Source organism: Phytohabitans aurantiacus, from assembly GCF_027923225.1.
Taxonomy (GTDB): domain Bacteria; phylum Actinomycetota; class Actinomycetes; order Mycobacteriales; family Micromonosporaceae; genus Phytohabitans; species Phytohabitans aurantiacus.
In genome coordinates this window covers 53,815-76,952 of the sequence record NZ_BSDI01000018.1, presented here as the reverse complement: position 1 = coordinate 76,952, position 23,138 = coordinate 53,815, and the positions used below count along the sequence as shown (strand labels likewise).

Annotated in this window: 16 protein-coding genes; 8 read left to right on the top strand and 8 right to left on the bottom strand. The window is 70.9% G+C overall.

Annotated elements, in window-relative coordinates; genetic code table 11:
• Nucleotides 1-13: 13 nt before the first annotated feature.
• On the top strand, nt 14-892 hold the full coding sequence (locus tag QMG73_RS20130) for a winged helix-turn-helix transcriptional regulator (RefSeq protein WP_281897890.1): 879 nt from the start codon (nt 14-16) through the stop codon (nt 890-892).
• 7 nt (nt 893-899) lie between these two features.
• Here QMG73_RS20130 and QMG73_RS20125 read toward each other — a convergent pair whose 3' ends face one another.
• The 3 genes from QMG73_RS20125 to QMG73_RS20115 form a co-directional block, all read right to left on the bottom strand.
• Nucleotides 900-2,771: a sialidase family protein gene (locus QMG73_RS20125; protein ID WP_281897889.1), complete on the bottom strand. Its 1,872-nt coding sequence runs from the start codon at nt 2,769-2,771 to the stop codon at nt 900-902.
• Between the two features lie 52 nt (nt 2,772-2,823).
• Nucleotides 2,824-3,495, bottom strand: coding sequence for a FadR/GntR family transcriptional regulator (locus QMG73_RS20120; protein WP_281897888.1), 672 nt, complete (start codon nt 3,493-3,495; stop codon nt 2,824-2,826).
• Nucleotides 3,496-3,568: 73 nt separating this feature from the next.
• Nucleotides 3,569-4,318, bottom strand: coding sequence for a FadR/GntR family transcriptional regulator (locus tag QMG73_RS20115; protein ID WP_281897886.1), 750 nt, complete (start codon nt 4,316-4,318; stop codon nt 3,569-3,571).
• 69 nt (nt 4,319-4,387) lie between these two features.
• Here QMG73_RS20115 and QMG73_RS20110 point away from each other — a divergent pair, with 69 nt between their 5' ends.
• From QMG73_RS20110 to QMG73_RS20090, 5 genes are read left to right on the top strand one after another with little or no spacing between them, the layout of a single operon-like run.
• On the top strand, nt 4,388-6,007 hold the full coding sequence (locus QMG73_RS20110; RefSeq protein ID WP_281897884.1) for an ABC transporter substrate-binding protein: 1,620 nt from the start codon (nt 4,388-4,390) through the stop codon (nt 6,005-6,007).
• 28 nt (nt 6,008-6,035) lie between these two features.
• Nucleotides 6,036-6,995 carry an ABC transporter permease gene (locus tag QMG73_RS20105; RefSeq protein ID WP_281897882.1) on the top strand — a complete coding sequence of 320 codons (960 nt, stop codon included), beginning with the start codon at nt 6,036-6,038 and terminating at the stop codon, nt 6,993-6,995.
• Nucleotides 6,995-8,938: a dipeptide/oligopeptide/nickel ABC transporter permease/ATP-binding protein gene (locus QMG73_RS20100; protein ID WP_281897880.1), complete on the top strand. Its 1,944-nt coding sequence runs from the start codon at nt 6,995-6,997 to the stop codon at nt 8,936-8,938. The genes QMG73_RS20105 and QMG73_RS20100 overlap by 1 nt, the downstream gene beginning before the upstream one ends.
• A complete protein-coding gene (locus QMG73_RS20095; protein ID WP_281897877.1) occupies nt 8,938-9,945 on the top strand; it encodes an oligopeptide/dipeptide ABC transporter ATP-binding protein in 1,008 nt (335 codons plus the stop codon). The genes QMG73_RS20100 and QMG73_RS20095 overlap by 1 nt, the downstream gene beginning before the upstream one ends.
• Nucleotides 9,942-10,874 carry a dihydrodipicolinate synthase family protein gene (locus QMG73_RS20090; protein ID WP_281897875.1) on the top strand — a complete coding sequence of 311 codons (933 nt, stop codon included), beginning with the start codon at nt 9,942-9,944 and terminating at the stop codon, nt 10,872-10,874. Before QMG73_RS20095 ends, QMG73_RS20090 begins: the two co-directional genes overlap by 4 nt.
• An 859-nt stretch (nt 10,875-11,733) precedes the next feature.
• Here the strand turns inward: QMG73_RS20090 and QMG73_RS20085 are convergent.
• The 3 genes from QMG73_RS20085 to QMG73_RS20075 all read right to left on the bottom strand — a co-directional run bounded on the left by QMG73_RS20085 (nt 11,734) and on the right by QMG73_RS20075 (nt 18,922).
• Nucleotides 11,734-15,591 (bottom strand): carboxypeptidase regulatory-like domain-containing protein, encoded by a 3,858-nt coding sequence (locus tag QMG73_RS20085; protein WP_281897873.1) that lies wholly within the window; start codon nt 15,589-15,591, stop codon nt 11,734-11,736.
• A complete protein-coding gene (locus QMG73_RS20080) occupies nt 15,588-18,170 on the bottom strand; it encodes a M4 family metallopeptidase (protein ID WP_281897872.1) in 2,583 nt (860 codons plus the stop codon). The genes QMG73_RS20085 and QMG73_RS20080 overlap by 4 nt, the downstream gene beginning before the upstream one ends.
• Before the next feature lie 113 nt (nt 18,171-18,283).
• Nucleotides 18,284-18,922 (bottom strand): lytic polysaccharide monooxygenase auxiliary activity family 9 protein, encoded by a 639-nt coding sequence (locus QMG73_RS20075; RefSeq protein ID WP_281897871.1) that lies wholly within the window; start codon nt 18,920-18,922, stop codon nt 18,284-18,286.
• A 124-nt stretch (nt 18,923-19,046) separates the two neighbouring features.
• On the opposite strand from QMG73_RS20075, the gene QMG73_RS20070 reads away from it, so the two are divergent.
• A complete protein-coding gene (locus QMG73_RS20070; protein WP_281897870.1) occupies nt 19,047-20,294 on the top strand; it encodes a LacI family DNA-binding transcriptional regulator in 1,248 nt (415 codons plus the stop codon).
• On the opposite strand, the gene QMG73_RS20065 is transcribed toward QMG73_RS20070, so the two are convergent.
• A complete protein-coding gene (locus tag QMG73_RS20065; protein ID WP_281897868.1) occupies nt 20,291-20,914 on the bottom strand; it encodes a TetR/AcrR family transcriptional regulator in 624 nt (207 codons plus the stop codon). The two genes, QMG73_RS20070 and QMG73_RS20065, sit on opposite strands and share 4 nt — an antisense overlap.
• A 98-nt stretch (nt 20,915-21,012) precedes the next feature.
• On the opposite strand from QMG73_RS20065, the gene QMG73_RS20060 reads away from it, so the two are divergent.
• Entirely contained in the window at nt 21,013-22,764 is a 1,752-nt protein-coding gene (locus tag QMG73_RS20060) for an MFS transporter (RefSeq protein WP_281897866.1), read from the top strand.
• A gap of 129 nt (nt 22,765-22,893) precedes the next feature.
• Here QMG73_RS20060 and QMG73_RS20055 read toward each other — a convergent pair whose 3' ends face one another.
• Entirely contained in the window at nt 22,894-23,061 is a 168-nt protein-coding gene (locus tag QMG73_RS20055) for a hypothetical protein (RefSeq protein WP_281897864.1), read from the bottom strand.
• Nucleotides 23,062-23,138 lie beyond the last annotated feature (77 nt).

Here is a 23,138-nt window from a genome sequence, read left to right as displayed (position 1 = left end):
CTATAGTGGAGGCGTGAAGCGCAGTGATCTTTCCGACGCCGACTGCGGCATCGCTCAGGCGCTCGGCGTGATCGGTGACTGGTGGACGTTCCTCGTGATCCGCGACATCGCCGGCGGCGTCACCCGCTTCGACGGCCTCCAGCGGGAGCTCGGCGTCAGCCGGCGCGCCCTCACCGAGCGCCTGGCGAACCTCGTCGCGCACGGCGTACTGCGCAAGGAGGCGTACTCCCGCCACCCACCCCGGTACGACTATCTGCTCACCCCGAAGGGCGAGGGGCTGCTACCCGCGCTGATCGCCCTGCAGGACTGGGGCACGAGGCACGTGATGGGCGACGGCACGCTGACCGCCGGCAGCGACGGCGGCTCCGCCGAGGTCCGCCGCACGCACGACCTGATCGGCCGCAGGCTGCCCGACGTCGCCCTGGAGAGGTACGACGGGGAGTGGATGCCGCCCGGCGCCCCGGGCGGCGCGTGGACCGTGCTCTACTTCTTCCCCGGCGCCTTCGCCCCCGGCCCCCAGGCGTATCCCCCCGGTTGGGGGGACATCCCGGGCACCAGGGGCTGCACGCTGGAGTCCCTCACGTACGCGTCACGGCACGCCGACTTCGAGGCGTCCGGGGCCACCGTGCGCGGCGTCAGCACGCAACGCCCCGACCAGTTGGCCGCCTTCGTCGCGCACGCGAAGCTGCCCTACCCGCTCCTGTCCGATCAGGACATGAAGCTGGCGGCCGGGCTGCTGCTGCCGACCTTCCGGGCGGGCGGGGCCGACCGGTTCAAGCGGCTCAGCCTGCTGGTCGACCCCGACACCGTCATCCGCGCCGTGCAGTACCCCATCACCGACCCCGCCGGCTCCGTGGACGAGATGCTCACCCTCGTGCGAGAGAAGGTATAGGACCGCGTCAGCGGATGGACTCCATGGGGAGCCACAAGCCGAGACGGCCGCCTATCGGCGCGGCCTTCGTGCGGAGCAGGTCGAGCTCGCGAACCGACAAGGCGCGGCGGTAGACGCGGACGTCGTCGATCGAGCCGCGGAAGCGATCCGCACCGTCCACTCGCTGTCCAATGTGGATCCCCTGGACGCCGAACTCCTTGCCCGCCGTCACCGAGCCCGGCGGTGCGGTCGCGGCCGCCACCTCGACGCCGTCGACGCGCAGCACCAGCCTGCCGTCGACGCGCTGGAGAACCACATGGTGCCACTGGCCGTCGTTGTACGCGGCCGGCGAGGCGACCGAGACGGTGAACCGGTCGACCACCATCATCGCCCGGATCCGGTTGCTCGCCGGCTCGGCGCGCAGCCAGATCTGCGGTGTGGTGCCGCTGCCCATCCGGTACGCCCACAGGATCGCGTGCGAGCCGGTCGTCTCGGCGTACCGGATCCACGTCGCGAGCGTGAAGTCGTCGCCGCGCAGGTCGATGGACTCGTCGAACGGTACCTCCACCCGGTCGTCGACCCGGTCCAGCGCCAATCCCTTACCGAACCGGCCATCCGTCAGTTGTGCACCGCCGCGCACGTACGCGGGATTGCGGTTGAACGTCACGTCGGGCGTCTTCGGTCCGGGCTCCGGCGCGGGCGGTATCCCCGGCGGCGTCCCATTCGGTGTCGACAGGTACGCCTCGTTGAAGCGGGCGTACCGGATCGTCTCGTACGGCGTGGCCACGCCCGCCTCGTACAGCAGCCCGATCTCGTCGCCGTCGAGCCGCACCATGTCGGAGTACGCGGTCGCTCCCCAGTAGATGACCTTGCCGCGCTGCCACGTGTCCCAGGTGCGACCACCGTCGTAGGACGACCGGATGCTCATCACCTCGCGAGCGGCCGGGTGTGCGGGCGCGGAGAGCAGGAGCCGGTGGCCGTACCGGAGCGTCGACGCCTGCACGTCCGGCATCGCGAGAGCCGGGATGGTCCGGAACGGCGCGTCGAACGTCGCGCCGCCGTCGCTGCTCGTGGCGTACGCCCGGTTGCCCGGGTCGGTGCCGCGCTCGCGGGCCAGCGCGTAGATCCGCCCATCGGCCAGTTCGGCGACGGTGACCTCCTGCGCGATGATCCGGCCATCGTCCCGGCTGGTCTCCGCGCCGATGTGCCACGTCTCACCGCTGTCGTCGCTGTACAGCAGGTGCGTGCCGTACACGTGTGGCCCGCCGGCACCGTCGTAGCTCTCGAAGCTGGCGCCGACGACGAGGCGCCCGGCGTGCGCGCCGCGGGTGAGCTGGATGCCGTGCATCGGCCCGGTGGCGTACCAGTGGTTCCACTCTGGACGCTTGGCCTCGGTCAGCTCGCGCGGTGCCGTCCAGGTCGCGCCGTGGTCGTCGCTGACCTGGACGTACGGGTCGCGGTCGCAACCATTGGGGCAGGGCGCCGCGCCGTTGTGGGTACTGACGAGCACGACCCGCCCGGTGCGGCTGTCCACTATGGGCACCGGATTGCCGTGGGTGGTGCCGTTGCCCTCGGAGACGACCTGGACCGGTCCCCACGTGCGCCCGCCGTCGGTGGAGCGGCGCAGCACGATGTCGATGTCCTCGTCGTCGCCGCAGTCCTTGACGCGGCCCTCGGCGAAGGCGAGGACCATGCCGTTGGCGGCGCGGACGATCGCGGGGATGCGGTAGCAGGCGTAGCCGCCGGCGTCCCGCTGCTGATACAGGACCTGTTCGGTGAAGAAGGGTTGAGCCTGGGCGGACGAAGCGCGCGCCGGACTGACGACCGCGGCGAGGACGGTGCCGGCGATCGCAGTGGAGACCCACAGCGGACGCAGCAGACGTAGGACGTGGGATGTCATGCTGGCGTACCGTACGCCGCTTGATCGCGAGCCCGCAAGACCTCCCCGATCGCTACGGAGTTTGTGCGCGGGCCACGCGTGCCTTCACGTCGGTGAAGTGCGCGCTCATCGCGGCGCGCGCCTCGGCCGCGTCACCGCCGCGCAGCGCGTCGACGATGCGCTGGTGGTTCGCCACGACGTCGGCGATCCGGTCCTCCGGCGGGTCGAGCGACGCCTCCACCTCGTGGTAGACGTTCCAGAACAGGCCGATGAGCTGCAGCACCAGCTCGTTTCCGCAGGACTCGTAGAGCAGCGCGTGGAAGGCGCGGTCGGCCGACAGGTCGGTGGCCATCCGCGCCACCAGCGCGTCGAGGGCCGCGAGGCGGGCCTCGCTCAGAGTGCCGGCGACCTGCCCGATCAGGCCGACCTCGATCAGTTCCCGCACCTCGACCAGGTCATGCAGGCCGCCGATGCCCGACGGGGTCCGGGACCGGACCCGGAAGGCCAGCGACGGCGACAGCACGTCGAGCGACGCGGTGCCGACGAACGTGCCGTGGCCGTGCCGGATCTCGACGATGCCGAGTGCCTGCAACGCCTGGATCGCCTCGCGGACGCTGTTGCGGCTGGCGCCGAGCAGGTCCATGAGCATGGGCTCGGTCGGCAGCGCCGCACCGGACGCGAGCTGGCGATCGTGGATGAGCGCGACGATCCGCTGCTGGAGAATCACACCGTTCCGTCTGGTCACGGCGACATCCTATGTCCCACTCCGTGATCAGGGCGTCCCTCAAGTCGCCCTAACGACTTGGGGGACGCCCTGATCACGGTGTGGGGGACAGGCGGGCGAGGCGGCAGCGTACACCTTCGAAGTGGGCCTGCATCGCGGCGATAGCCGCGGCCTTGTCACCGGCGACGACCGCGTCGTAGATGTCGCCGTGCCTGCGTGCGACGTCGAAGGGCGTCTCGTCCGGCGCGCCGAGGTCGTCGCGGAGCTGGTGGTAGACGTCCCAGAACGCGCCCAGCAGCTGGCCGACGAGCGGGTTGCCGAGCGGGCGGTACAGCACGTCGTGAAAGAGCCGGTCGGTCTCCGGCGAGACCAGGCCGGTGGCCGCCTCGGCGTGCATCCGCGCCATGATCGCGGCCACCGGTGAGATGTCGGCGTCGCGGTGGTCGTCGATCAGCCGCTGCACCAGGCCGCTCTCCAACACCTCGCGGATCTCCATCAGGTGCGCCAGGTGGTTGCGCTCGTCCTGCAGCGTGATCCGGCTGTGGAAGGCCAGCTCGTCGACCAGGCCGGTCAGCGACATGCGCCCGACGAACATGCCGAAGCCGTGCCGGATCTCGACGATGCCCACGGCCTGCAGCGCCTTGAGCGCCTCGCGCACCGAGTTGCGCCCGATGCCGAGCTGCGCCATCAGCTCCGACTCGGTGGGCAGCGGATCTCCGGCGCCGAGCCCGCGATCGAGGATCAGCTCCTTGACGGCCTGCTGGACCTCTATCGACCGGCTGAGCCGCCGGCTCCCCGGTAACAGTCCGGAAACCTGCTCTTGACCGCGGGGAGGCTCGATCATAACCTCCATCGTACAGGACGTAGGACGTGGGACGTCCAATGTCCTGCTCCCCTCACCTAGGAGGTACCCGTGCGCGCTCCGGACTCTCGGTTCGTGCTCAACCGCCGCGACTTTCTGCGCTACACCGCCACGATGGGTGCCGCCGCCGCGGTCGCGTCCACCGTTTCCGCTTGCTCCGGCCCCGCCTCCACCAGCAGCGTCGGCGCTGGTGGCGACAAGGATCTGATCACCGCCGTCATCGGCTACGGTAACGACCAGAGCTGGGACCCGACCATGACGGCGTCCGCCTTCGCGATGGCCGGCATCAACCACATCTACGAGGGGCTGCTGGAGACCGACCCGATCACCCGCGAGCCGTACCCGGCGCTCGCGACCGCACTGCCCACCGACACCGCCGCGACGTCGTGGAAGTTCACGCTGCGCGAGGGCGCCAAGTGGCACGACGGCCAGCCGGTCACCGCCGACGACGTCGTCTTCACCTACCAGCGGGTGCTGGACGCGAAGGCCAACGTGCTGGTCGGCAACTTCTTCCGGGCCTGGCTCGGCGAGGTGCGCAAGGTCGACGACCGCAGCGTCGAACTGGTCTTCAAGTTCCCCTTCCCCGACGCGGTGCAGCGGCTGTCGATCGTGAAGATCATGCCCAAGCACGTCTTCAGCCAGCCGGGCGCGTGGGACGCCGCCAAGGGTGGCAAGACGTGCGGCTCCGGCCCGTACAAGCAGGCGTCGCACCAGCCGAAGTCGAACACCACCTTCGAGGCGTTCGCCGACTACAACGGCCCGCGGCCGGCCACCGTCAAGAAGATGAACTGGCTGACCATTGTGGACGCTTCGGCACGGGTGGCGAAGATCTCGGGTGGCAGCGCCGAGGCCCAGATCGCCGACAACGTGCCGTACTCGAACATCGAGCAGCTGAAGAGCTCCGGCCTCACCGTCGAGGGCGGCAAGGGCATGAACCACATGTTCCTGATGTTCAACACCGGCGCCAAGCCGTTCGATGACATCCGCGTACGCCAGGCGCTGCTGTACGCCATCGACACCCGTACGATGATCGACGTCGCCCTCAAGGGCCACGGCACGCCGGCCAGCAGCTTCCTCAACGAGCAGAATCCCTCGTACGCCAAGGCGAAGACCGTCTACAGCCACGATCCCGACAAGGCGAAGGCGCTACTGGCCGCGGCCGGCGTGACGAACCTGTCCATCACGCTGATGGCCGTCAACGTCAGCTGGATCGCCGACTGCCTGCCGACCATCGCGAACTCGTGGGAGGCCATCGGCGTCAAGACGACGCTCCAGCCGCAGGACACCGCCGCGCTGTTCACCAAGATGGACCAGTCGCAGGACTACCAGGTGGTCGCGGCCGCGTCGAACCCCAACCAGTTCGGGCTCGATGCCGACCTCATCCTCCGGTACAACTACACGCGCGGCGGCTCGTGGATGAAGTACACGAAGTGGGACGCCAGCCCGGAGGCGAGCGCGCTGTTCGCGGCGATGGACAAGGCGACCCAGGAGCCAGACAAGCAGAAGAAGCTGGCGCTGGTGCACCAGTACCTCGACACCATCGCGGAGCAGGCGGTGCTCTATCCGGTGGTACACACCGAGCTGATGACGGCGTGGGACCCCAAGAAGCTGTCCGGCGTACGCCCGCAGGGGTACCCCGGCATCAACCTGCTCCAGGTCAAGCGCCTCTAGGAGTTACCGCGCATCTAGGAGAATCCACGTGGCCGTCATCGCCAGAATGCTGGTGCGCCGCATCCTCGTGCTCGTCCCGTTGCTGCTCGGCGTGGTGGCGTTCGTGTTCATCGTCATGCGCTTCTCCGACAGCAAGCCGGAGTACGCGTACTTCCAGGGCGCGAACCCCACCGCCGAGCAGGTCCGCCAGTTCCAGGAGGAGAACGGGCTGCTCGATCCGCTGCCGCTGCGCTACCTGCGTTTCGTCGGCGACCTCCTACAGGGGGACATGGGCACCAGCGTGCTCACCAAGCGGCCGGTACTGGACTCGGTCGTCACCGCGCTGCCGCTGACGATGCAGCTCACCATCCTGGGGCTGCTCGTCGCGGTGGTACTGGGGCTGCTGTTCGGCATCACCGCGGCCCTGTACCGGGACCGGTGGGCGGACCACCTCATCCGGGTGGTGTCGCTGATCGGGGTCGCCGCGCCGGCGTTCTGGCTGGCCCTGTTGATGATCCAATGGCTCGCCGTCGACTGGGGCTGGTTCCCCACCGGGGGGTACATCAACCCGGCCGACTCGTTCACCGGTTGGCTGCGCTCGATGACGCTGCCCGCGCTGTCACTGTCGCTGCCGGTCGCCGCGCAGCTCACCCGCATCATCCGCACGTCGGTGGTGGAGGAGCTCGACAAGGACTACGTGCGCACCGCGATCGGCAGCGGCCTGCCACCGATCGTGGTGGTCGGGCGGAATGTGCTGCGCAACGCGCTCATCAACCCGCTGACCGTGCTGGGCCTGCGAATCGGGTACCTGCTCGGCGGCGCGGTGGTCATCGAGACCATCTACTCCCTGCCGGGGATGGGCCAACTGATGATCAACGCGGTGCGAGACGGCGACCCGGCCGTCGTACAGGGCGTGGTGCTGACCATCGCCTGCGGCTTCATCGTCGTCAACCTCCTGGTGGACGTGCTGTACCTGCTGGTCAACCCGAGACTGAGGAGCGCTGGCTGATGCGACGCGGACTGACCGCCCGGCTGTCCCAGCCAGGCATCACGTTTCGGCGGCTCCCGCCCCTGTCGTGGGCGGCGCTCGCCGTGGTCGTCGTCGTGGGCCTGGCCGCGCTGTTCGGGCCGCTCCTGGCGCCGCATTCGCCGTACTTCCAGGAGGCGACCGGCGGCGGTCCATCCGCCACGCACTGGATGGGCCTCGACAGCTCCAACCGCGACATCTTCAGCCGCCTGCTGCACGGGGCGCGCTGGTCGCTGCTCATCGGCCTCGGCGCGACCGGGCTCGCGCTGACCGTCGGCGCTCTCATCGGCGCCATCGCCGCCACGTCCCGCCGGTGGCTCGACGAGACGCTCATGCGGATGCTCGACGTCGTCATGGCATTCCCCGGCATCGCGCTCGCGGCCGTACTGGTCGCCGTCTTCGGTGGCGCGATTCCGGTACTGGTGTGCGCGCTCGGCTTCCTCTACATGCCATCGGTGGCCCGCGTGGTACGCGCCAACGTGCTGGCCCAGTACGGCGAGGACTACGTGGCCGCCGAACGGGTCATCGGTGCCCGCACGCCACACATCCTGTTGCGGCACGTGGCTCGCAACTGCGCCGCCCCGGTGCTCGTGTTCTGCACCGTGATGGTGGCCGACGCCATCGTGTTCGAGGCGTCGCTGTCGTTCATCGGCGCGGGCGTGCGGCCACCGGCGCCGTCGTGGGGCAGCGTCATCGCCGACGGCAAGAACATGGTGCTGCTCGGCGGCTGGTGGGCCACCGTCTTTCCGGGCCTGATGATCCTGGTCACCGTGCTGGCGCTGAACATCCTGTCCGAAGGCGTCTCCGACGCGTGGGCGGCGCCCGCGTCGCGGGCTCCACAACGGACGGTCGCGGGGGTCAAGGCGGCGGCCGCCGCCAGCGAGGGAAAGGTAACGGAGTTGCCGGGCCTGGCCGAGGCGGCCACCCGGCTCGCCGAGCGCGCGCGGCCGCTGCCCGAAGGGCCGCCGATACTGGAGGTGAGCGGCCTCGCCATCGGCTTCGACGACCGGCACGGCGGCATCGACATCGTCGACGGCATCTCGTTCGACGTGCGCCCCGGTGAGGTACTGGGCCTGGTCGGCGAGTCGGGGTGCGGCAAGTCGCTGACAGCGCTGACCGTCATGGGCCTGCAGCCGCGCGGCGCCCGGGTGCGGGGCACGATCCGGTTTCGGGACAAGGACCTGCTGACGATGCCCCGGTCGGCCCGGCGCCGGCTGCTCGGGCACGACATGGCGATGATCTACCAGGACGCGCTGTCGTCGCTCAACCCGGCGATGACGGTACGGGCACAGCTCAAGCAGCTGATCCGGCGCGGCGGCACGCGCACCGCCGAGGAACTGCTGGAGCTGGTCGGCCTGGATCCGGCGCGGACGCTGTCGGCGTACCCCCACGAGCTGTCCGGCGGGCAGCGGCAGCGCGTGCTGATCGCGATGGCCCTGTCGCGCGGACCTCGTCTGATCGTGGCCGACGAGCCGACGACGGCGCTGGACGTGACTGTCCAGGCTCAGGTCATCGAGCTGCTGCTACGGTTGCGAGCCGAGCTGGGGTTCGCGCTCATCCTGGTCTCCCACGACCTCGCGCTCGTGGCCGACGTGACCGACCGCGTGGTCGTCATGTACGGCGGCCAGATCGTCGAGACCGGCGTGACGTCAGCGGTCGTCGGTGCCCCGGCGCACCACTACGCCCGCGGCCTGCTGGGCTCGGTGCTGTCCCTTGAGGCCGGTGCGGAGCGGCTCACCCAGATCCGCGGCGTGGTACCGGCACCGGCGGACTTCCCGGCCGGGTGTCGCTTCGCCGACCGCTGTCCAATGGCGACAGACATCTGCCGCGCCGAGGCACCGCCCTTGGCTGGCACGGAACGCCGCCACCAGGTGGCCTGCCACCACCCGGCGGTACCGGCCGTCGCGGCGACGGAGGTACTGTGATGGACACGCTGCTGGCACTGTCCGATGTGCACGTCGTGCACAAGGCGCGCTCCGGCGGGCTGTTCCGCCGCGACCGCGTGTACGCCCTGACCGGCGCCGACCTCGCCATCGCGCCCGGCGAAACCGTGGGCATCGTCGGCGAGTCCGGATGCGGCAAGTCGACGCTCGCCCAGGTACTGGTCGGCCTGCAACAGCCGACCCACGGCACCGTCACCTTCCGGGGGGAGGAGCTGTGGCAGCTGCCCGACGGCCGGCGCCGCCACCTGATCGGCTCCAACGTCGGCATGGTCTTCCAGGACCCGGCCACCGCGCTGAACCGCCGCATGCCGGTCCGGCAGATCCTGCGCGACCCGCTCGACGTGCACCGGCGCGGCACCGCACGGGAGCGCGACGAGCGGGTGCGGGAGTTGCTCGACCAGGTAGGGCTCCCGCACAGCGCGGCCGACCTGCTGCCCGGCCAGCTCTCCGGTGGGCAGCGCCAGCGGGTGGCCATCGCCCGCGCGCTCGCTCTCGCACCGGAGTTGCTGGTCGCGGACGAACCCACCAGCGCGCTGGACGTGTCGGTGCGGGCGCAGATCCTCAACCTGCTGCTAGACCTGAAGGACCGGCTCGGGCTGGCACTCGTCTTCGTGTCACACGACATCCAGACCGTGCGCAGGATGAGCGACCGCGTGGTCACCATGTACCTCGGCCGGATCGTCGAGCAGACCCCGGCGCACGCGGTGCCACACGCGGCACGCCACCCGTACACCCGGGCGCTCTTCTCCGCCACCCCCGGCCTGCTGTCGCCGATCGACCCGATCCCACTCGTCGGCCCCGTGCCGTCCGCCACTCGCCCGCCGAGCGGCTGCCCGTTTCGTACCCGATGCTGGCGCGCCGACGATGCCTGCGCCGCCGAGATGCCGTCACCACGCGCGGACGGCGCCCACGTCCTGCGCTGCCACCACCCGGTCGACGGCGGTGCCACCGACCTCGAACTGATCACCCAAGCCCAGGAGCGTTCATGAGTGCCGCCACGGCCCTGTCCGGCGTTGTCCCCCCGGTCTGTACCCCGCTGTCCCCCGACGGTGAGGTAGACACGCGGTCGCTGGTCCGGCTGGTCGACCACCTGATCGAGGGTGGGGTAGACGGGCTGTTCGTGCTGGGCTCGACGTCGGAGGTGGCGTACCTGCCCGACGGTCACCGCAGGGTGGTACTGGAGACGGTCGTGGGGCACGTGGCCGGCCAGGTGCCGGTGCTCGCCGGCGCCATCGACATGACGACACTGCGGGTGCTGGACCACGCGCGGGAAGCGGTGCGGTTGGGCGCCGACGGCATCGTGGTCACCGCGCCGTACTACACCAGGACCCACCCGGCCGAGATCGAGGGACACTTCCGGAGTGTCGCGAGTGGAGCGGGCGTGCCGGTGTACGCCTACGACCTGCCGGTGTCGGTGCACAGCAAGCTCGGCGGCGACCTGCTGCTCGACCTGGGAGCCGAAGGCGTGCTGGCCGGGGTCAAGGACTCCAGCGGTGACGAGGGCGCGTTCCGGTCCATCCTGCTGGGGCGCCGGGAGCGCGCCGGCCTGGACTCGTTCAGCGTGCTCACCGGCGGGGAGCTGACCGTCGACTGTGCACTGTGGATGGGCGCCGACGGTGTGGTGCCCGGACTGGGCAATGTGGACCCGCACGGATACGCCCGCCTGTACCGGTTGGCGAGGGCCGGCGACTGGGAGGCGGCCAGGGTCGAGCAGGAGCGGCTGCTACGCCTGTTCCAGTTCGTGACCGTGGGTGGCACGCGGATGGGCGGCAGCTCGTCGGCGCTGGGTGCCTTCAAGGCCGCCCTGTACCTGCGCGGCGTGATCGCCCACCCGACCACGGCCGTCCCCCAGATCCCCCTGGATGAGGACGAGATCGCCACCGTAGGCAAACACCTGTCCGCCGCCGACCTGCTCTAGCCTTTCCCACTCACCCCTTTGCGCTCCCGCGCGGGCGCTTCGCGCGCCCTTTCCGTCGATCAAGGGCGAATGCACGTGGTTGGATCTCTTTTCCGCGTGCGTTTGCCCTTGATCGATGGGGATGTCCTTGATCGGCGGGCGCTGGCCCCGCCCGGCCGGGCGGGCGCCTACAAGATCTCCCAGAGCCAGGAAGTGACGAGCTACCGCGGCGCCCGCCGCGCTCCATACCGCCGCTCCCGCGGCCTCACCCGCCGCCGTCCCACGACCTACGCGGCCGGCGCCGATTTTGCGCCGGGGTATCCGTCAGCGGCCGGGGCGAAAGTCGGGCGCGGGGCTGGGACTGGTGGTGTATCGCGGAGGGTGAGGCCGCGGGAGCAACGGCCTCGACCGCGACGCACGTCGCGGTAGCCCAAGACCCGATCCTGCTCCTGCGTCTGTGGCGAATAGCTGCCCCTGCGGGGGGAGCTGGCTTCCACGACCAGCGGCCGCGCCACGCGGGCCGCGCTCCGCGCGCGCCGCGCGCGTTGTGGAAACCGCGCCGTGCCGTGCGCCGTGCCGTGCGCGCCGCGCGCCGAGCCGCGCGTTGCGGAACCGCGCCGATCAAGGGCGATCCCGTCGATCAAGGGCGAATGCACGCGGAAAAGAGATCCAACCGCGTGCGTTCGTCCTTGATCGGCGGAAGCGGCGTGGCGACACGCCGTGCCGGGCCGGCCTGGAAGCGGACGCGCGTGGAGAAGAGATCCAACCACGTGCGTTTGCCCTTGATCGGCGGGAGGCGGGAGGCGGGAGGCGTGTGGTGACGCGCCGTCATGGGTGGGCGGTGGCGTCGGGGAGGACGGGTCGCTCGGCGGGCGGGGGCTTAGCGGGGGGTCAAGGGGATGTCGCGGGTTACCGTCGCGTAGGGGGTGTCGGCGACCACCGGGCCTGCCTCCCCCGGGTAATGGCCGCCGTGGGCGACGGTCAGGGCGTACGACCCCAGGGGGACGCGCACGGTGTACGTGCCCGAGGCGTCGGTGGTGACCTCGTGCTCCACGTTGTCGAGCCGGAGCAGTTGGACGGTCGCGCCGGCCACGGGAGCGCCCGTGCCCGCGGTGGTCACCCGGCCGCTGATCGTGCCCGGCGGCAGGTAGGTGATCGCCCCGCCCGGCCGCAGCAGCCCGGTCTCGACGTCGTCGGAGACGTAGTACCAGTACTCGTTGGAGAACTCGTCGTCGTGGCTCTCGATGCCGACGGTGGCCGACGCACCGCGCGCCTCGGGATTGTCGGGCAGCGCCTGGTACTCGATGGCGATGCGCCCGTTCTCGTGCAGCACGATGTCGAAGCTGATCCGCGTCGACGTGTCGGCGATCAGCACGTCCTGCCACGCCACGGTGAACCGGCGGTTGGGCGCGGTGCCGCTCGTGCCGGTGCGCACGCTCGCGGCCGCGTCGACGGTGAGCTCGTCCCAGAACGCGTAGATGGCCGTGTCCGGGGAGCCAGCGTTGTCGGCGGGCAGGCTTTCGTTCGATGTGGACTGCCACTCCTGCGGCTCGAACGAAACGTATCCGTGGGGGGTGACGTACACGGTCGGATAGGTGCGGCCGTAGAAGGGGAACGCGAACGGCATCGCCACGGCTGGCGCGGGGCCGATCGCCGTCACCGCGACCGGAGTGCTCGCCGTAACCGGCTCCGCCGCGGTGACCCGGCACTGGTAGCCGAAGCCGTCCGTGCCCTCCCACACGCTGTACGTCGCGATCACCGTGATGTCGCGAACGACGTCGCCGCCCAGGATCTCATCGAGGTACTCGTGGCCGTCCCGCATGCACTTGGGCACGTCGGCGTAGACGACCGAGGTGACGTCGGCTTCGGGTACCTTCTCGAACCGGTACGCGCCGTCGGGACCCGTGCGCGCGTACGTGAGGTAGAGCCCGTTGCTCGACAGCCGCACCCTGGCGCCTTCGATCGGGTTGCCCAGGTCGTCGCGGACCACGCCGCTGACGGTGCGCTCGTTGGCGGCCAGCCGCACGTCGTGCACCACAGTCGCGCCGTCGGTGTCGAGGACGAGCGTCGTCCGGTACAGGCCGAAGGTGACCAGCGACGCCTCGAAGGTGAACGTGCCGAGCGGCACGTGCAGCACGTACGTGCCGTCGTGCGCCGTGGTCGTGGCGATGGCGGGCGCGTCGCCGGCCCGCACCTGGACGGTAGCGCCGCTCGCGGGCGAGCCGTCGGGCCTGCTGACGGTGCCGCGCACGGTAGCCGACGTGCGGAACGCCACGGCTGAGTTGGGGCTCAGCACCGCGACGTCGCGGGAGTACTCCAGGCCGGTGGTGGCGGTCATGTTCTCGACACCGATGGTGGCGCCGGCGCCCCGTGCCACGGCGTCGGCGCTGAGCTGTCCGTAGTGGACGGTGACGCCGCCGTGCTCGGACACCTCGGCCGAGAACGTGGCCCGCCCGGGCGCATCGTAGAAGGCCACGTTGCGCCACTCCACCACGAACCGGCGGTCGGGCGCCGTGCCGAGCGTCGCGGTGCGCACGCTGGCCTGGGAGTCGACGATGAGGTCGTCCCAGAGCGCGAAGATGGCCGCGTTCGGGTACGAGGAGTTCGGCACCTCGCGGTTGATGGAGTTGTCAGCGGCCCGGTCGAAGGTGAGGAAGCCGTTGGTGGCGACCCACGCCTTGGTGTACCGGCCGCCGTAGAACGGCACCTCGAAGGGCAGCGCGACCTCCAGCGAGGCGTCGTCGCCGGTGAGCGGCAGCACGGCCGTCCCGCCCACAAACGGCGTGGTGACGCCGTGGCAGTGGTAGCCGGCCGCGTCGACCCGGGCGCTGGGGCGCAGGTCGATCTCCTCGTCACCGTCTACTGTGATCTGTCGCGAGCCGGCGGTCAGGCAGCGGCCGGCGCTGAACGACAGTGGATACGTGCCGGCCGGTACGCCGTCGAAGCGGTACGAGCCGTCGAGGCCGGTGGTGACCGCCGCGAGCGGGGTACGCAGCAACCGGAGCGTGATGCCCGCGGCCGGTACGCCGTTGGTGTCCAGCACCGCACCGCTGACCGAGTGCCGGGCCAGACCCGCCATGGTGAGGTCGACCGTGGCTGTGGCGTCGGCGGCGACCGCCACCGGTCCCGCCGAGGCCGTCGCGTAGCCGAACGAGGACGCCGTGACCTGATACGAGCCAGCCGGCACCCGCACGCTGTACTTGCCGGTGGCGTCCGTGGTGGCGACCCGCTCGACCCGATTCGACCCGACGAGCCGCAGGCGCGCGCCGGAGACGCCGGTGCCGCCCGAGGTCACCGTGCCGGCGACCGTCCCAAAGGGACCGAGCGGCGAGCGCCCGACAGCGGTGTAGATGTCGAGCTTGCCCTCACCCCAGACCCGGTTGTCGCCGGCTGTGCCGCCACAGGTGGTGTCGTCGACGTCGACAGCTGTGCCGTCGAGCAGCGCCCGGGTGCCCGCCACGTTGCCGATGAGGCTTGGCGAGGCAGACCACAGTAGAGCCACCGCGCCCGCGACGTGCGGCGTCGCCATCGAGGTGCCGCTGTAGGAGGTGTACCGGCTGCCGGGCAGGCTGGAGCGGACCGCGACGCCCGGGGCGGCGATGTCGGGCTTGACGAGCGTGTTGCTGGTCGAGCCACGGCTGGAGAAGTCCGCGATGGCACCGGCCGAGTCATAGGCCGCGACCGCGTACGTCGTCGGGTAGTCGGCCGGGGAGCCGATGGTGCCGCAGGACGGCCCGTCGTTGCCGGCGGCGAAGACCGGCATGATGCCCATCTGCACCCAGCGGTCGACCGCCTCGGTGTAGAAGGGATCGCTGTAGGCGGCGCCCCAGGAGTTGTTGACGACGTGCGGCGCGAGGTCAGGCCGGGGGTTCTGCCAGTTGGCGTCGAAGGGCGCGACTATCCACTGTGCCGCGAGGAGCAGGGCGAGGATGGCGCAGCCGTTGCCCTGGCAGCCACGGGTGGCGATCCAGCGAGCACCCGGGGCGACACCGATGCCGCCGTCGCCGACCATCGTGCCCATCGTGTGGGTGCCGTGGCCGTTGGTGTCGCAGGGGCCGGTGTCCAGCGGGCACTGGCCGTACGGGTCGTACCAGTTGTAGGTGTGGTCGAACGTTCCATCACCGTGGTTGCCCCGATACTGCTCGGCGAGGGCCGGGTGGTCGTACTGGACACCGCTGTCGATGCTCGCGACGACGATGCCCTCGCCGCGCACGCCGTACCCGGACCAGACCTTGTCGGCGCCGATGCTCGCCACGTTCCACTCCACGCCGCCGGCGGCCGCGGCCACCGTGCCGGCGGGCTCCGCCACCGGAGCCGGCAGCGCGTAGGTGCGGGCCGGGGTGACCGACCGTACCTCGGGACGGGCGGCCAGCTCGGCGGCGAGCTTCGCGTCCGCGCCGCTGATGTGCACGGCGTTGACGATCCACAGTGACCGGTGCGGCACGCGGCGCTCGGTGAGCAGGTCGCGCAGCCCGCGCTGGCTGCGCTCGGCCACGTCGACCAGCCGCTGCCGGCCGTACCCGGTGCGCTGCCCGTGCGTCTTGCGAGCGCGGGCTCCGCTCAGGTCGGCGCGTTCCTTGAGCGCCACCACCAGGTCGGCGCGGCGCCCGCCGGCGAGCGCCTGCGCGGTCTCCGGCGCGAGCCCAGGGCCCGGGGTGGCGGCGACCGGTTGTGCCGGCACGGCGGTACCAGCCGCCACGAGGAGCAGGCCGAGCAGGACGCGGCGCACTCCCGTCACCCGACCCGGGTGTCGAGGAACGCGAGCGCCTGGTTGACGGTCTTCCCGGCGAGCTGGTCGAACGCCGCGCGATCCAGCTCCTGGCCGATCCGCTCGGCGAGGGCGCCACCGCCGGCGGCCACGTCGGCCTCGGCGTAGTCGTTCATGAGACCGTTCAGCTCGTCCAGCATCTCCTGGCTGACCACTGTGGAGTCGCCATCCGCCGTGCCGACCGTGCGCAGCGCCGGCTGCAACGTCTGCATGGCGTGCGCGGTGCGCTTCCGCAGCTCGTCGTCGGCGGTCATCAGCTCGATGGCGCGCTGGCCGTAGGTGACGTAGACGACCTCGTAGTACGCCAGGGCGGGCGTGCGCGCCGCCGAGAACAGGTCACGTACGTGCAGCAGCGCGGCGAGCACCGCGTCGACACCGGGTCCCTGCGGGTCGAGGCCGCCAACCCCGGCACCGGCCAGCGACTCGTCCGCGAAGCACGGGCAGTCCTGGCGGGGCTGCTCGAAGACACCGTCCACGCCGACGGCGGTCCACGCGTCGGCGGCCGCCTTCGCCTCGGCGGAGCCCTTGCCGAACAGCTTGTTCGCCGACTCGATGAAGCCGATCCGCGAGTCGGTGAAGCGCGCCCGCTCACCGAGGTACGTGGTCAGCGTCCGGTACGCGATCTGCGCGGCCTTGGTGATGCCGATCTGCTGCGTCAACAGGTAGAAGGCCTTGTTCTGGATGCCGCTGTTGCTGTGCACGCCGCCCCAGTCGGAGCAGCTGGACTTGAAGTCGCTGTAGTGCGCGGGATCGCCGTAGATCGTCGGGTCTGCCATGCTGCGCAGCGCGCCGCCGGGGATCTGGCCACCGACCAGCCAGTCGTGGGCGCCCTTGGCGTAGTTCTCGATCCGCTCGCCGAAGATGTCGGAGAAGCTCTCGTTCAGCGCACCGGACTGATACATGTACCAGAGGCCGGCGCTGTTGAATGTCACGCCGTGGGTCAGCTCGTGCGCCACCACGTCCACTGTGGTCATGCCCTCGCCGAACACCATCGTGTCGATGTCGTCGGGGATGAACGCGGCGTTGCGCATGGGCTCGTTCGCCTTGTTCCGCACGCGTACGAACGCGCGCAGGTCGCCGCCCTTGCCGTCGTAGCTGTCCCGCCCGAACTCCGAGTAGTAGTAGTCGTAGGTGGCGCCGAGGTAGTCGTACGCGTCGTCCACGTCGTCGATCCCGGTCGCGCCCTCGCCCTCGGTGCGCTTGGGCAGGATCGGGAGCTCGGTCAGCTTGTTGGCGTCGTAGATCTTGCGGTCTCGCGCGTGCGTCGTCATCGGCATCGCGTACACCAGGCGGCCGCTGCGAGCGTCTACAAAGTACGCGTTGGACAGGCCGTCGGTCAGGTCGGTCAGCCACACCTGCCAGGCCAGCACCGCTGGGGTCGGCTTGTCCGGCTGCGGGTTCGACGGCAGCAGGTAGAGCTTCGCCGGCTCGACGAGACGCCCGTTCGGCATCGCCAGCCGTGCCGTGCGGAGCGCGTCACCGGCGGGCACGGTCGCCTGGGTGCTCTCCACCTTGAGCGCCGGCTCAGCGCCGTTGGTGACGAACTCGACGTACTGGCCGGTGCGGTCCAGGTGGATGCCAACCCGTGAGCCGTAGACGGGCACGCCGCCGACGTGCTGCTCGTACCAGAGGTGCCGTTCGCCGGTGCGGTCGCGCTGCTCCCGCTGCGGGCGCAAGGAGTTGGCCGGGTCGGCGAGGCCAAAGAGGCCGGCGTGCCGGTTCATCCACGCGGGCACGCCGCCGTCCAGCCGGCTCCGGGTGCCCACCATGGACGGTGTGCCGCGCCACGGGTCGTTGGAGACCAGCGGCTCGGCGCCCTGCTCGGTGCGCAGCCGCGCCAACTCGGTGGCGACACCCGGCCGCTTGTACCCGATCCGCGGCTTGCTCGCGCCGCCACCGAAGGGCAGCACGCGGTCGGCGGGCGGCTCGGCCGACGCCAGTACCGCCACGAGCGCGCCGGCCGCGACCACCGCCGCGACGACGGCGGCCCGGCGGCTGCGCGACGCCGTGCGCGGCAGTCCACCGAGGACGTTCGCGGCCAGGATGCCCGCGAAGGCCCACACCAGGGCGGCGGCGGCGAGGGGAACGGTGGGAACCGCCAGCCGCACCAGCGGGTCTCCCGCGAGCGCGGTCCCGGCGGCCGCGAAGGACGCGAGGGTGGTGGCGTACGTGGCGGCGGCCACCGCGACACCGGCCGCGTGCCCGCCGCGCTCCAGCATGGCCCGGGCGCGCACACCAACCACCGCCGCACCGGCGAGCGGGCCGGCGACCAGCAGCGCCAGCGGCGAACCCGCCAGCAGGAAGGTGACCGGGTACAGCCGGCCGCCGATGCCGGCCACCGTCCAGTCGACCGGCGCTCCCGTGCTGGCCGCGACGGCCGCCGCGGTGCCGGCCATGTCGGCGCCGAGGAAGCCGCCGATCTCACCGGCCGCCGTGTCACCGCCCGCCAGCAGCGTGAGGATCGCCCAACACACGCCGATGGTGAGTGCCGCGGCGCCCAACGCCTCGACGCCCACGCGGCACAGACCCGACCACCGACGCACCGGCATGGGCACGCTCCCCGTGAACAAACGTTTGTATAGGTGGCGAAGAATGTGACACGGAGATCATCAGAACCGCAAGTCCACATAGGTCACGGGACGGTAACTCCCCACCGCGCCGGCTAGCCGAGAATCACGTCGCTGCACATGTAGTAGGACTCGTCCTTGTGGCTGGCCTGCCAGATCGTGTAGACGACGTGCCGCCCGGTGCGGGTGCCGGCGTCGACCTGTGCCGTGTAGATGCCGGGCGCGCCCGGTTGGCGACCGGTCGTCGTGACCAGCTCCAGGTCGCTCCAGCGCAACGGCTGGGTGAGCACGTCGTAACCCTGCCGCGTGATGTAGACCTGCAGGAAGTCGGCGCCATGCTTGACCCCGTCGGTCACGGTGAGGGTGAACCGGCGGGGCTTGCTGGCGGCGCGCCACGCACCGGGCTTGTCCATCGCGGCGTAGCGGCCGTTGAACGTGAGCCCGCCGCTGCACAGCTGGCCGTCGGGGATCGCGGCGCGGAAGTTGCCCGCGACACCGGTGCGATTCAACGCGTTCCAGTTCCACATGGCGTTCGGGTTGGCCCGCCACGCCTGCCAGCACATCGGGTCCTCTGTGGCCATGACGGGATTGAGGAAGTCGCTGCCCCACCGGTTGAAGCAGCCGAACACCCGCGAGGGCGGGTCGGTGGCGGAGCCGTGCGCCCCCGCCGGCACGGCCAGCGCGGTCGCGAGCAGCACGCCCAGGAGCCCGGCGGCGCCGAGCAAACGCTTCATTATCAGCCTCCTCACTTATACATTGACGAATAAGAATGTCGGAAACGGTCGGAGGTAGCAAGGAAACATTTACGAAGCCTGTAAGGAGCTATGCATGGAGCTAAATAGGTACTATCTTCGCTCCATGCCACCTCGAGCACGGCGCGCACGCGGGGAGATCGAGAAGCTGCCCAGCGGTTCCCTGCGCGTGCGGGTGTATGCCGGCGTCGACCCGGCCACGAAGAAGCGTCGCTACCTCATGGAGACCGTCCCGGCCGGGCCCGCGGCGCTCCAGGAGGCCGAGGCGGTGCGCACCCGCCTGCTCGGCGAGGTCGGCGCGCGCCGCGGGGTGTCCACTTCCGACACTTCGGCCGCGCGGCAGAGCGAACGCCGCCAGGGCGAGCAGACCGTCGCAGCGATCGCCCGGTTCGCTGGCGTATCGGCGCCGACAGTGTCCAAAGTGCTCAATGGCCGTTCCGGCGTGGCGCCGGAGACCCGGCGGCGGGTCGAGGCGGTGCTGCGCGAGCACGGATACCGCCGCCCGGAAAAGGTCTCACGCGCCGCCAGTATCGAAATCGTCTTCTACGGCATGCAGAGCAACCTGGCGGTCGAGATCATGCACGGCGTGGAGCGGGTCGCGAGCGCCCACCACCTGGCCGTCAGCTTCACCGACGCGGTCCACCAGGCGTCCGAAGGACGCTCCTGGGCACAGGATCTGCTGGCCCGCCGCCCGACCGGCGTCATTGCCGTGCGCATGGGCTTCACCTCCGAGCAGCACGCCCTCCTCGCCGCGAGCGCGATCCCGCTGGTGGTGCTCGACCCGACCGGCGAGCCCGAGCACCCCGTGCCGTCGGTGGGCGCGGCCAACTGGAGCGGCGCGATCGCCGCCGCCCGCCACCTGCTCGACCTCGGTCACCGGCGCATCGCCGTCGTCGCCGGCCCCACCGAGCGGCTGTGCGCCAGAGCCCGGCTCGAAGGCATCCGCGCCGCGCTCGACGCCGCCGGGGCGCCGCTCGACGACCGGCTGGTCCGAATTGGACAGTGGTTCGCTTTCGAAGACGGCCTCAACCACGCCCGCGAGTTGCTGCGCCTGCCCGACCCGCCCACCGCTGTGCTGTGCGGCAACGACCTGCAGGCGTTCGGCGTCTACGAGGCGGCGCGCCAGGCAGGCCTTCGCATCCCTGACGACCTCAGCGTGGTCGGCTTCGACGACATCACATACGCGCGCTGGTGCGGACCGCCGATGACCACGGTGCGGCAGCCGCTGGCAGACATGAGCTCCGCCGCGGCGGAGCTCATCGTCGCCCTCGCCGCCGGGGAGCAGCCCATCCACACCAGGATGGAGCTGGCGACCACGCTCATCGTGCGCGAAAGCACGGCGCCGCCCCGCTAGCCAGTCTCCACAGTGGATGCCGATCGTGCGCACCGGCGGGCCGCGGCGGGCCCGACACCGGCCGCGATGAGAACAGCGGTCGCGGCGGCCTCGCCCGTCGGGTCGTTCCAGCCCGCACCCTCCTTCATCTCCTTCAGGGTGAGCGTCAACGACTCCAGGGCCTGAGCGAGCACGGGCGCGGGCAGGTGGTCGGCGAAAACACCATCGCGCTGGCCCCGCGCGAGGATCGCGAGCGCTTCGTCGCGCACGGGCGCGAGCGCCGCGCGGATTCCCTCTTCGCCGAGAGCGCGGCGCCCGAGCGAGATCAGCATGCGGTACCGGTCACCGGCGGCCCAGACCGCGATGGTCATACGAGCGAACGCGGTGGCCGGGTCGTCACCGGGTCGCCGAGCCGCGGCCGCCGCTTCGGTGACGGAGTCCCTCGCCTCGTCCGCGAGCGCGGCGACGAGCGCCTGCCGGTTCGGAAAGTGTCCGTACAGCGTGCGCCGCACCACGCCCGCCGCCCGAGCGATCTCGTCGAGCGTCGCCTCGGGATCCCGGCTCAACTCCTCGCGGGCGGTCGCCAGGATCCGCGCCCGGTTGGACCGGGCGTGGCTGCGTTGAGGCTGGTCAATCGCCATCGGGGCTCCCATCTGTGTGCTGCGTCTCCATAGTTGCACACCCCTGTGCAAGTACCTATGGTTGCACACAGATGTGCAAGTTTCGGAGGAGAACTCTCATGCCACTGATCGCTTCCACCCCGGTGGACCAGATGGCCGGCCCGTACCGGCGCAGGTGGTGGGCGCTGCTCGTGCTCTGCCTGAGCCTGCTGATCGTCGTCATGGCCAACACGTCGCTGATCGTCGCCGCACCCGACATGACCACCGACCTGGGCCTGACCAGCTCACAGCTCCAGTGGGTGATCGACGGCTACACCGTGCCGTACGCGGCGCTGATGCTGGTGCTGGGCGCGCTCGGTGACAAGTACAGCCGGCGGGGTGCCCTGATCCTCGGCCTGGTGATCTTCGGCGTCGGGTCGGTGCTCGGCAGCCTTTCCGGCACCGCGACGGACGTCATCGTCTCGCGGGCCGTGATGGGCGTCGGCGCGGCGACGATCATGCCGGCGACGCTGTCGCTGCTCGTGGCTTCGTTTCCCCGCCGGGAGCGGGCGCGGGCGATCACCGCGTGGACCGCGACCTCGGGCCTTGCCATCGCACTCGGCCCGCTGACCGCCGGTTGGCTGCTGGAAGACCACGCGTGGGGCTCCACGTTCCTCGTCAACGTGCCGATCGCGGCGCTGGCGATCATCGCCGCGCTGGTCCTGGTGCCGCCGTCGCGGGCCGCCGGGATGGGCCGGCTGGACCTGCTGGGCGGGCTGCTGTCGGTGATCACGGTCGGCTCGCTGGTGTACGGGATCATCGAGGGGCCGCACTTCGGCTGGGGCGCGACGGCGATCGGCGCCATGGTGCTCGCCGGACTTGGCCTCGTCGCCTTCATCGCCTGGGAGCTGCGCCATCCGCACCCCATCCTCAACGTGCGCAAGTTCCGGGACCGGCTGTTCAGCGGCTCAGTGCTGGCCGTGATGATGTTCTTCCTGGGCGCCTTCGGCACCATCTACTACGCGACGCAACACATCCAGTTCGTCCTCGGGTACGGGCCCCTCGCGACCGGCGTGCGGCTGCTGCCGCTGGCGGGCGCGGTGTTCGTGGGGGCGGCCCTGACCGGCCCGGTGACCCGCAAGCTGGGCATCAAGCCCGTCGTGCTCACCGGCATGGCGCTCGGCACGGTCGCCATCTTCCTGCTCACCCGCGTCGACGCCGGCGCCACCTACACCGACTTCCTGCCCAGCTTCGCCCTGCTGGGACTGGCGATCGGTCTGAGCACGGCACCCTGCACCGACGCCGTCATGGCCGCCTTCCCCGAGTCCGAACTGGGCGTCGGCGGCGGCATCAACGACACCGCGATCGAGCTCGGCGGCTCGCTGGGTATCGCCGTCCTCGGCTCGGTGCTGGCCACCTCGTACAAGGACGAACTCGGTACGCAACTCGCCGGCCATCTGCCGTCGACCACGCTCGACACCGCGAAGGAGTCGATCGGTGGCGCCCTGGCCGTCGCGCAACAGGTCGCCCAGAGCCCGCTCGGCGGACCGGAGCAGGCGCAGGCACTGGTGGCGGCCGCCAACGACGCGTTCGCCCAGGCGGTCGCGCACACCAGCCTGATCGGCGGGATCGTCCTCGCCGCCGGGACCGTGCTGGTGGCCTTGATCCTCCCCACCCGCCGCCCCACCCCACCCACCCGTACCGAGCCCGCGACTGCCGCACCCGCCCCTAGTGCGTCCACGCCCAGCGCCGCGGTCGGCACGCCCGCCGGCGCGGCGGGCACGGCCCGCACGCCCAGCAGCGCGGCGGGCACGGCCCGCACGCCCAGCAGCGCGGCGGGCACGGCCCGCACGCCCAGCGGCGTCGATCAAGGGCAAATGCACGTGGTTTGATCGCTTTTCCGCGTGCGTTCGCCCTTGATCGATGCGATCTCCCTTGATCAGCGCTCGGCGGAGGCGCGGTTCGGGGAAAGTGCGGCCTCGGACGCGGTCCGATGCCGCACTTTCCGCGAAGTCGCGGCCTCAGCCGCCGTCGCCCAGCGAACCGCCGTTGCGGCCACGGTTGTCGATCACGACGATCCCGGCGCCAGCCCACCTGCCGTTGCGCCGCTGGACCCGGCGGCGCCGAGCCACGCGGTCGAGCTGGTCCCGCGGTGGCGGGACATCACGGTTGTCTTGCACTTCGTCCATGCGTCCCCACACCTCCATCAGCGAACCGTTACCTTTGGCAACGGACACGGGACTCGGGGGGATCAATGCGAATGCCA

What these genes read in the sequence shown, in the direction of transcription:
- QMG73_RS20060 (WP_281897866.1), top strand. Translation starts at nt 21,013, where the DNA reads ATGCCACTGATCGCTTCCACCCCGGTGGACCAGATGGCCGGCCCGTAC.
- QMG73_RS20125 (WP_281897889.1), bottom strand. Translation starts at nt 2,771, where the DNA reads ATGACATCCCACGTCCTACGTCTGCTGCGTCCGCTGTGGGTCTCCACT.
- QMG73_RS20090 (WP_281897875.1), top strand. Translation starts at nt 9,942, where the DNA reads ATGAGTGCCGCCACGGCCCTGTCCGGCGTTGTCCCCCCGGTCTGTACC.
- QMG73_RS20055 (WP_281897864.1), bottom strand. Translation starts at nt 23,061, where the DNA reads ATGGACGAAGTGCAAGACAACCGTGATGTCCCGCCACCGCGGGACCAG.
- QMG73_RS20100 (WP_281897880.1), top strand. Translation starts at nt 6,995, where the DNA reads ATGCGACGCGGACTGACCGCCCGGCTGTCCCAGCCAGGCATCACGTTT.
- QMG73_RS20115 (WP_281897886.1), bottom strand. Translation starts at nt 4,318, where the DNA reads ATGATCGAGCCTCCCCGCGGTCAAGAGCAGGTTTCCGGACTGTTACCG.
- QMG73_RS20070 (WP_281897870.1), top strand. Translation starts at nt 19,047, where the DNA reads ATGCCACCTCGAGCACGGCGCGCACGCGGGGAGATCGAGAAGCTGCCC.
- QMG73_RS20095 (WP_281897877.1), top strand. Translation starts at nt 8,938, where the DNA reads ATGGACACGCTGCTGGCACTGTCCGATGTGCACGTCGTGCACAAGGCG.
- QMG73_RS20075 (WP_281897871.1), bottom strand. Translation starts at nt 18,922, where the DNA reads ATGAAGCGTTTGCTCGGCGCCGCCGGGCTCCTGGGCGTGCTGCTCGCG.
- QMG73_RS20065 (WP_281897868.1), bottom strand. Translation starts at nt 20,914, where the DNA reads ATGGCGATTGACCAGCCTCAACGCAGCCACGCCCGGTCCAACCGGGCG.
- QMG73_RS20080 (WP_281897872.1), bottom strand. Translation starts at nt 18,170, where the DNA reads ATGCCGGTGCGTCGGTGGTCGGGTCTGTGCCGCGTGGGCGTCGAGGCG.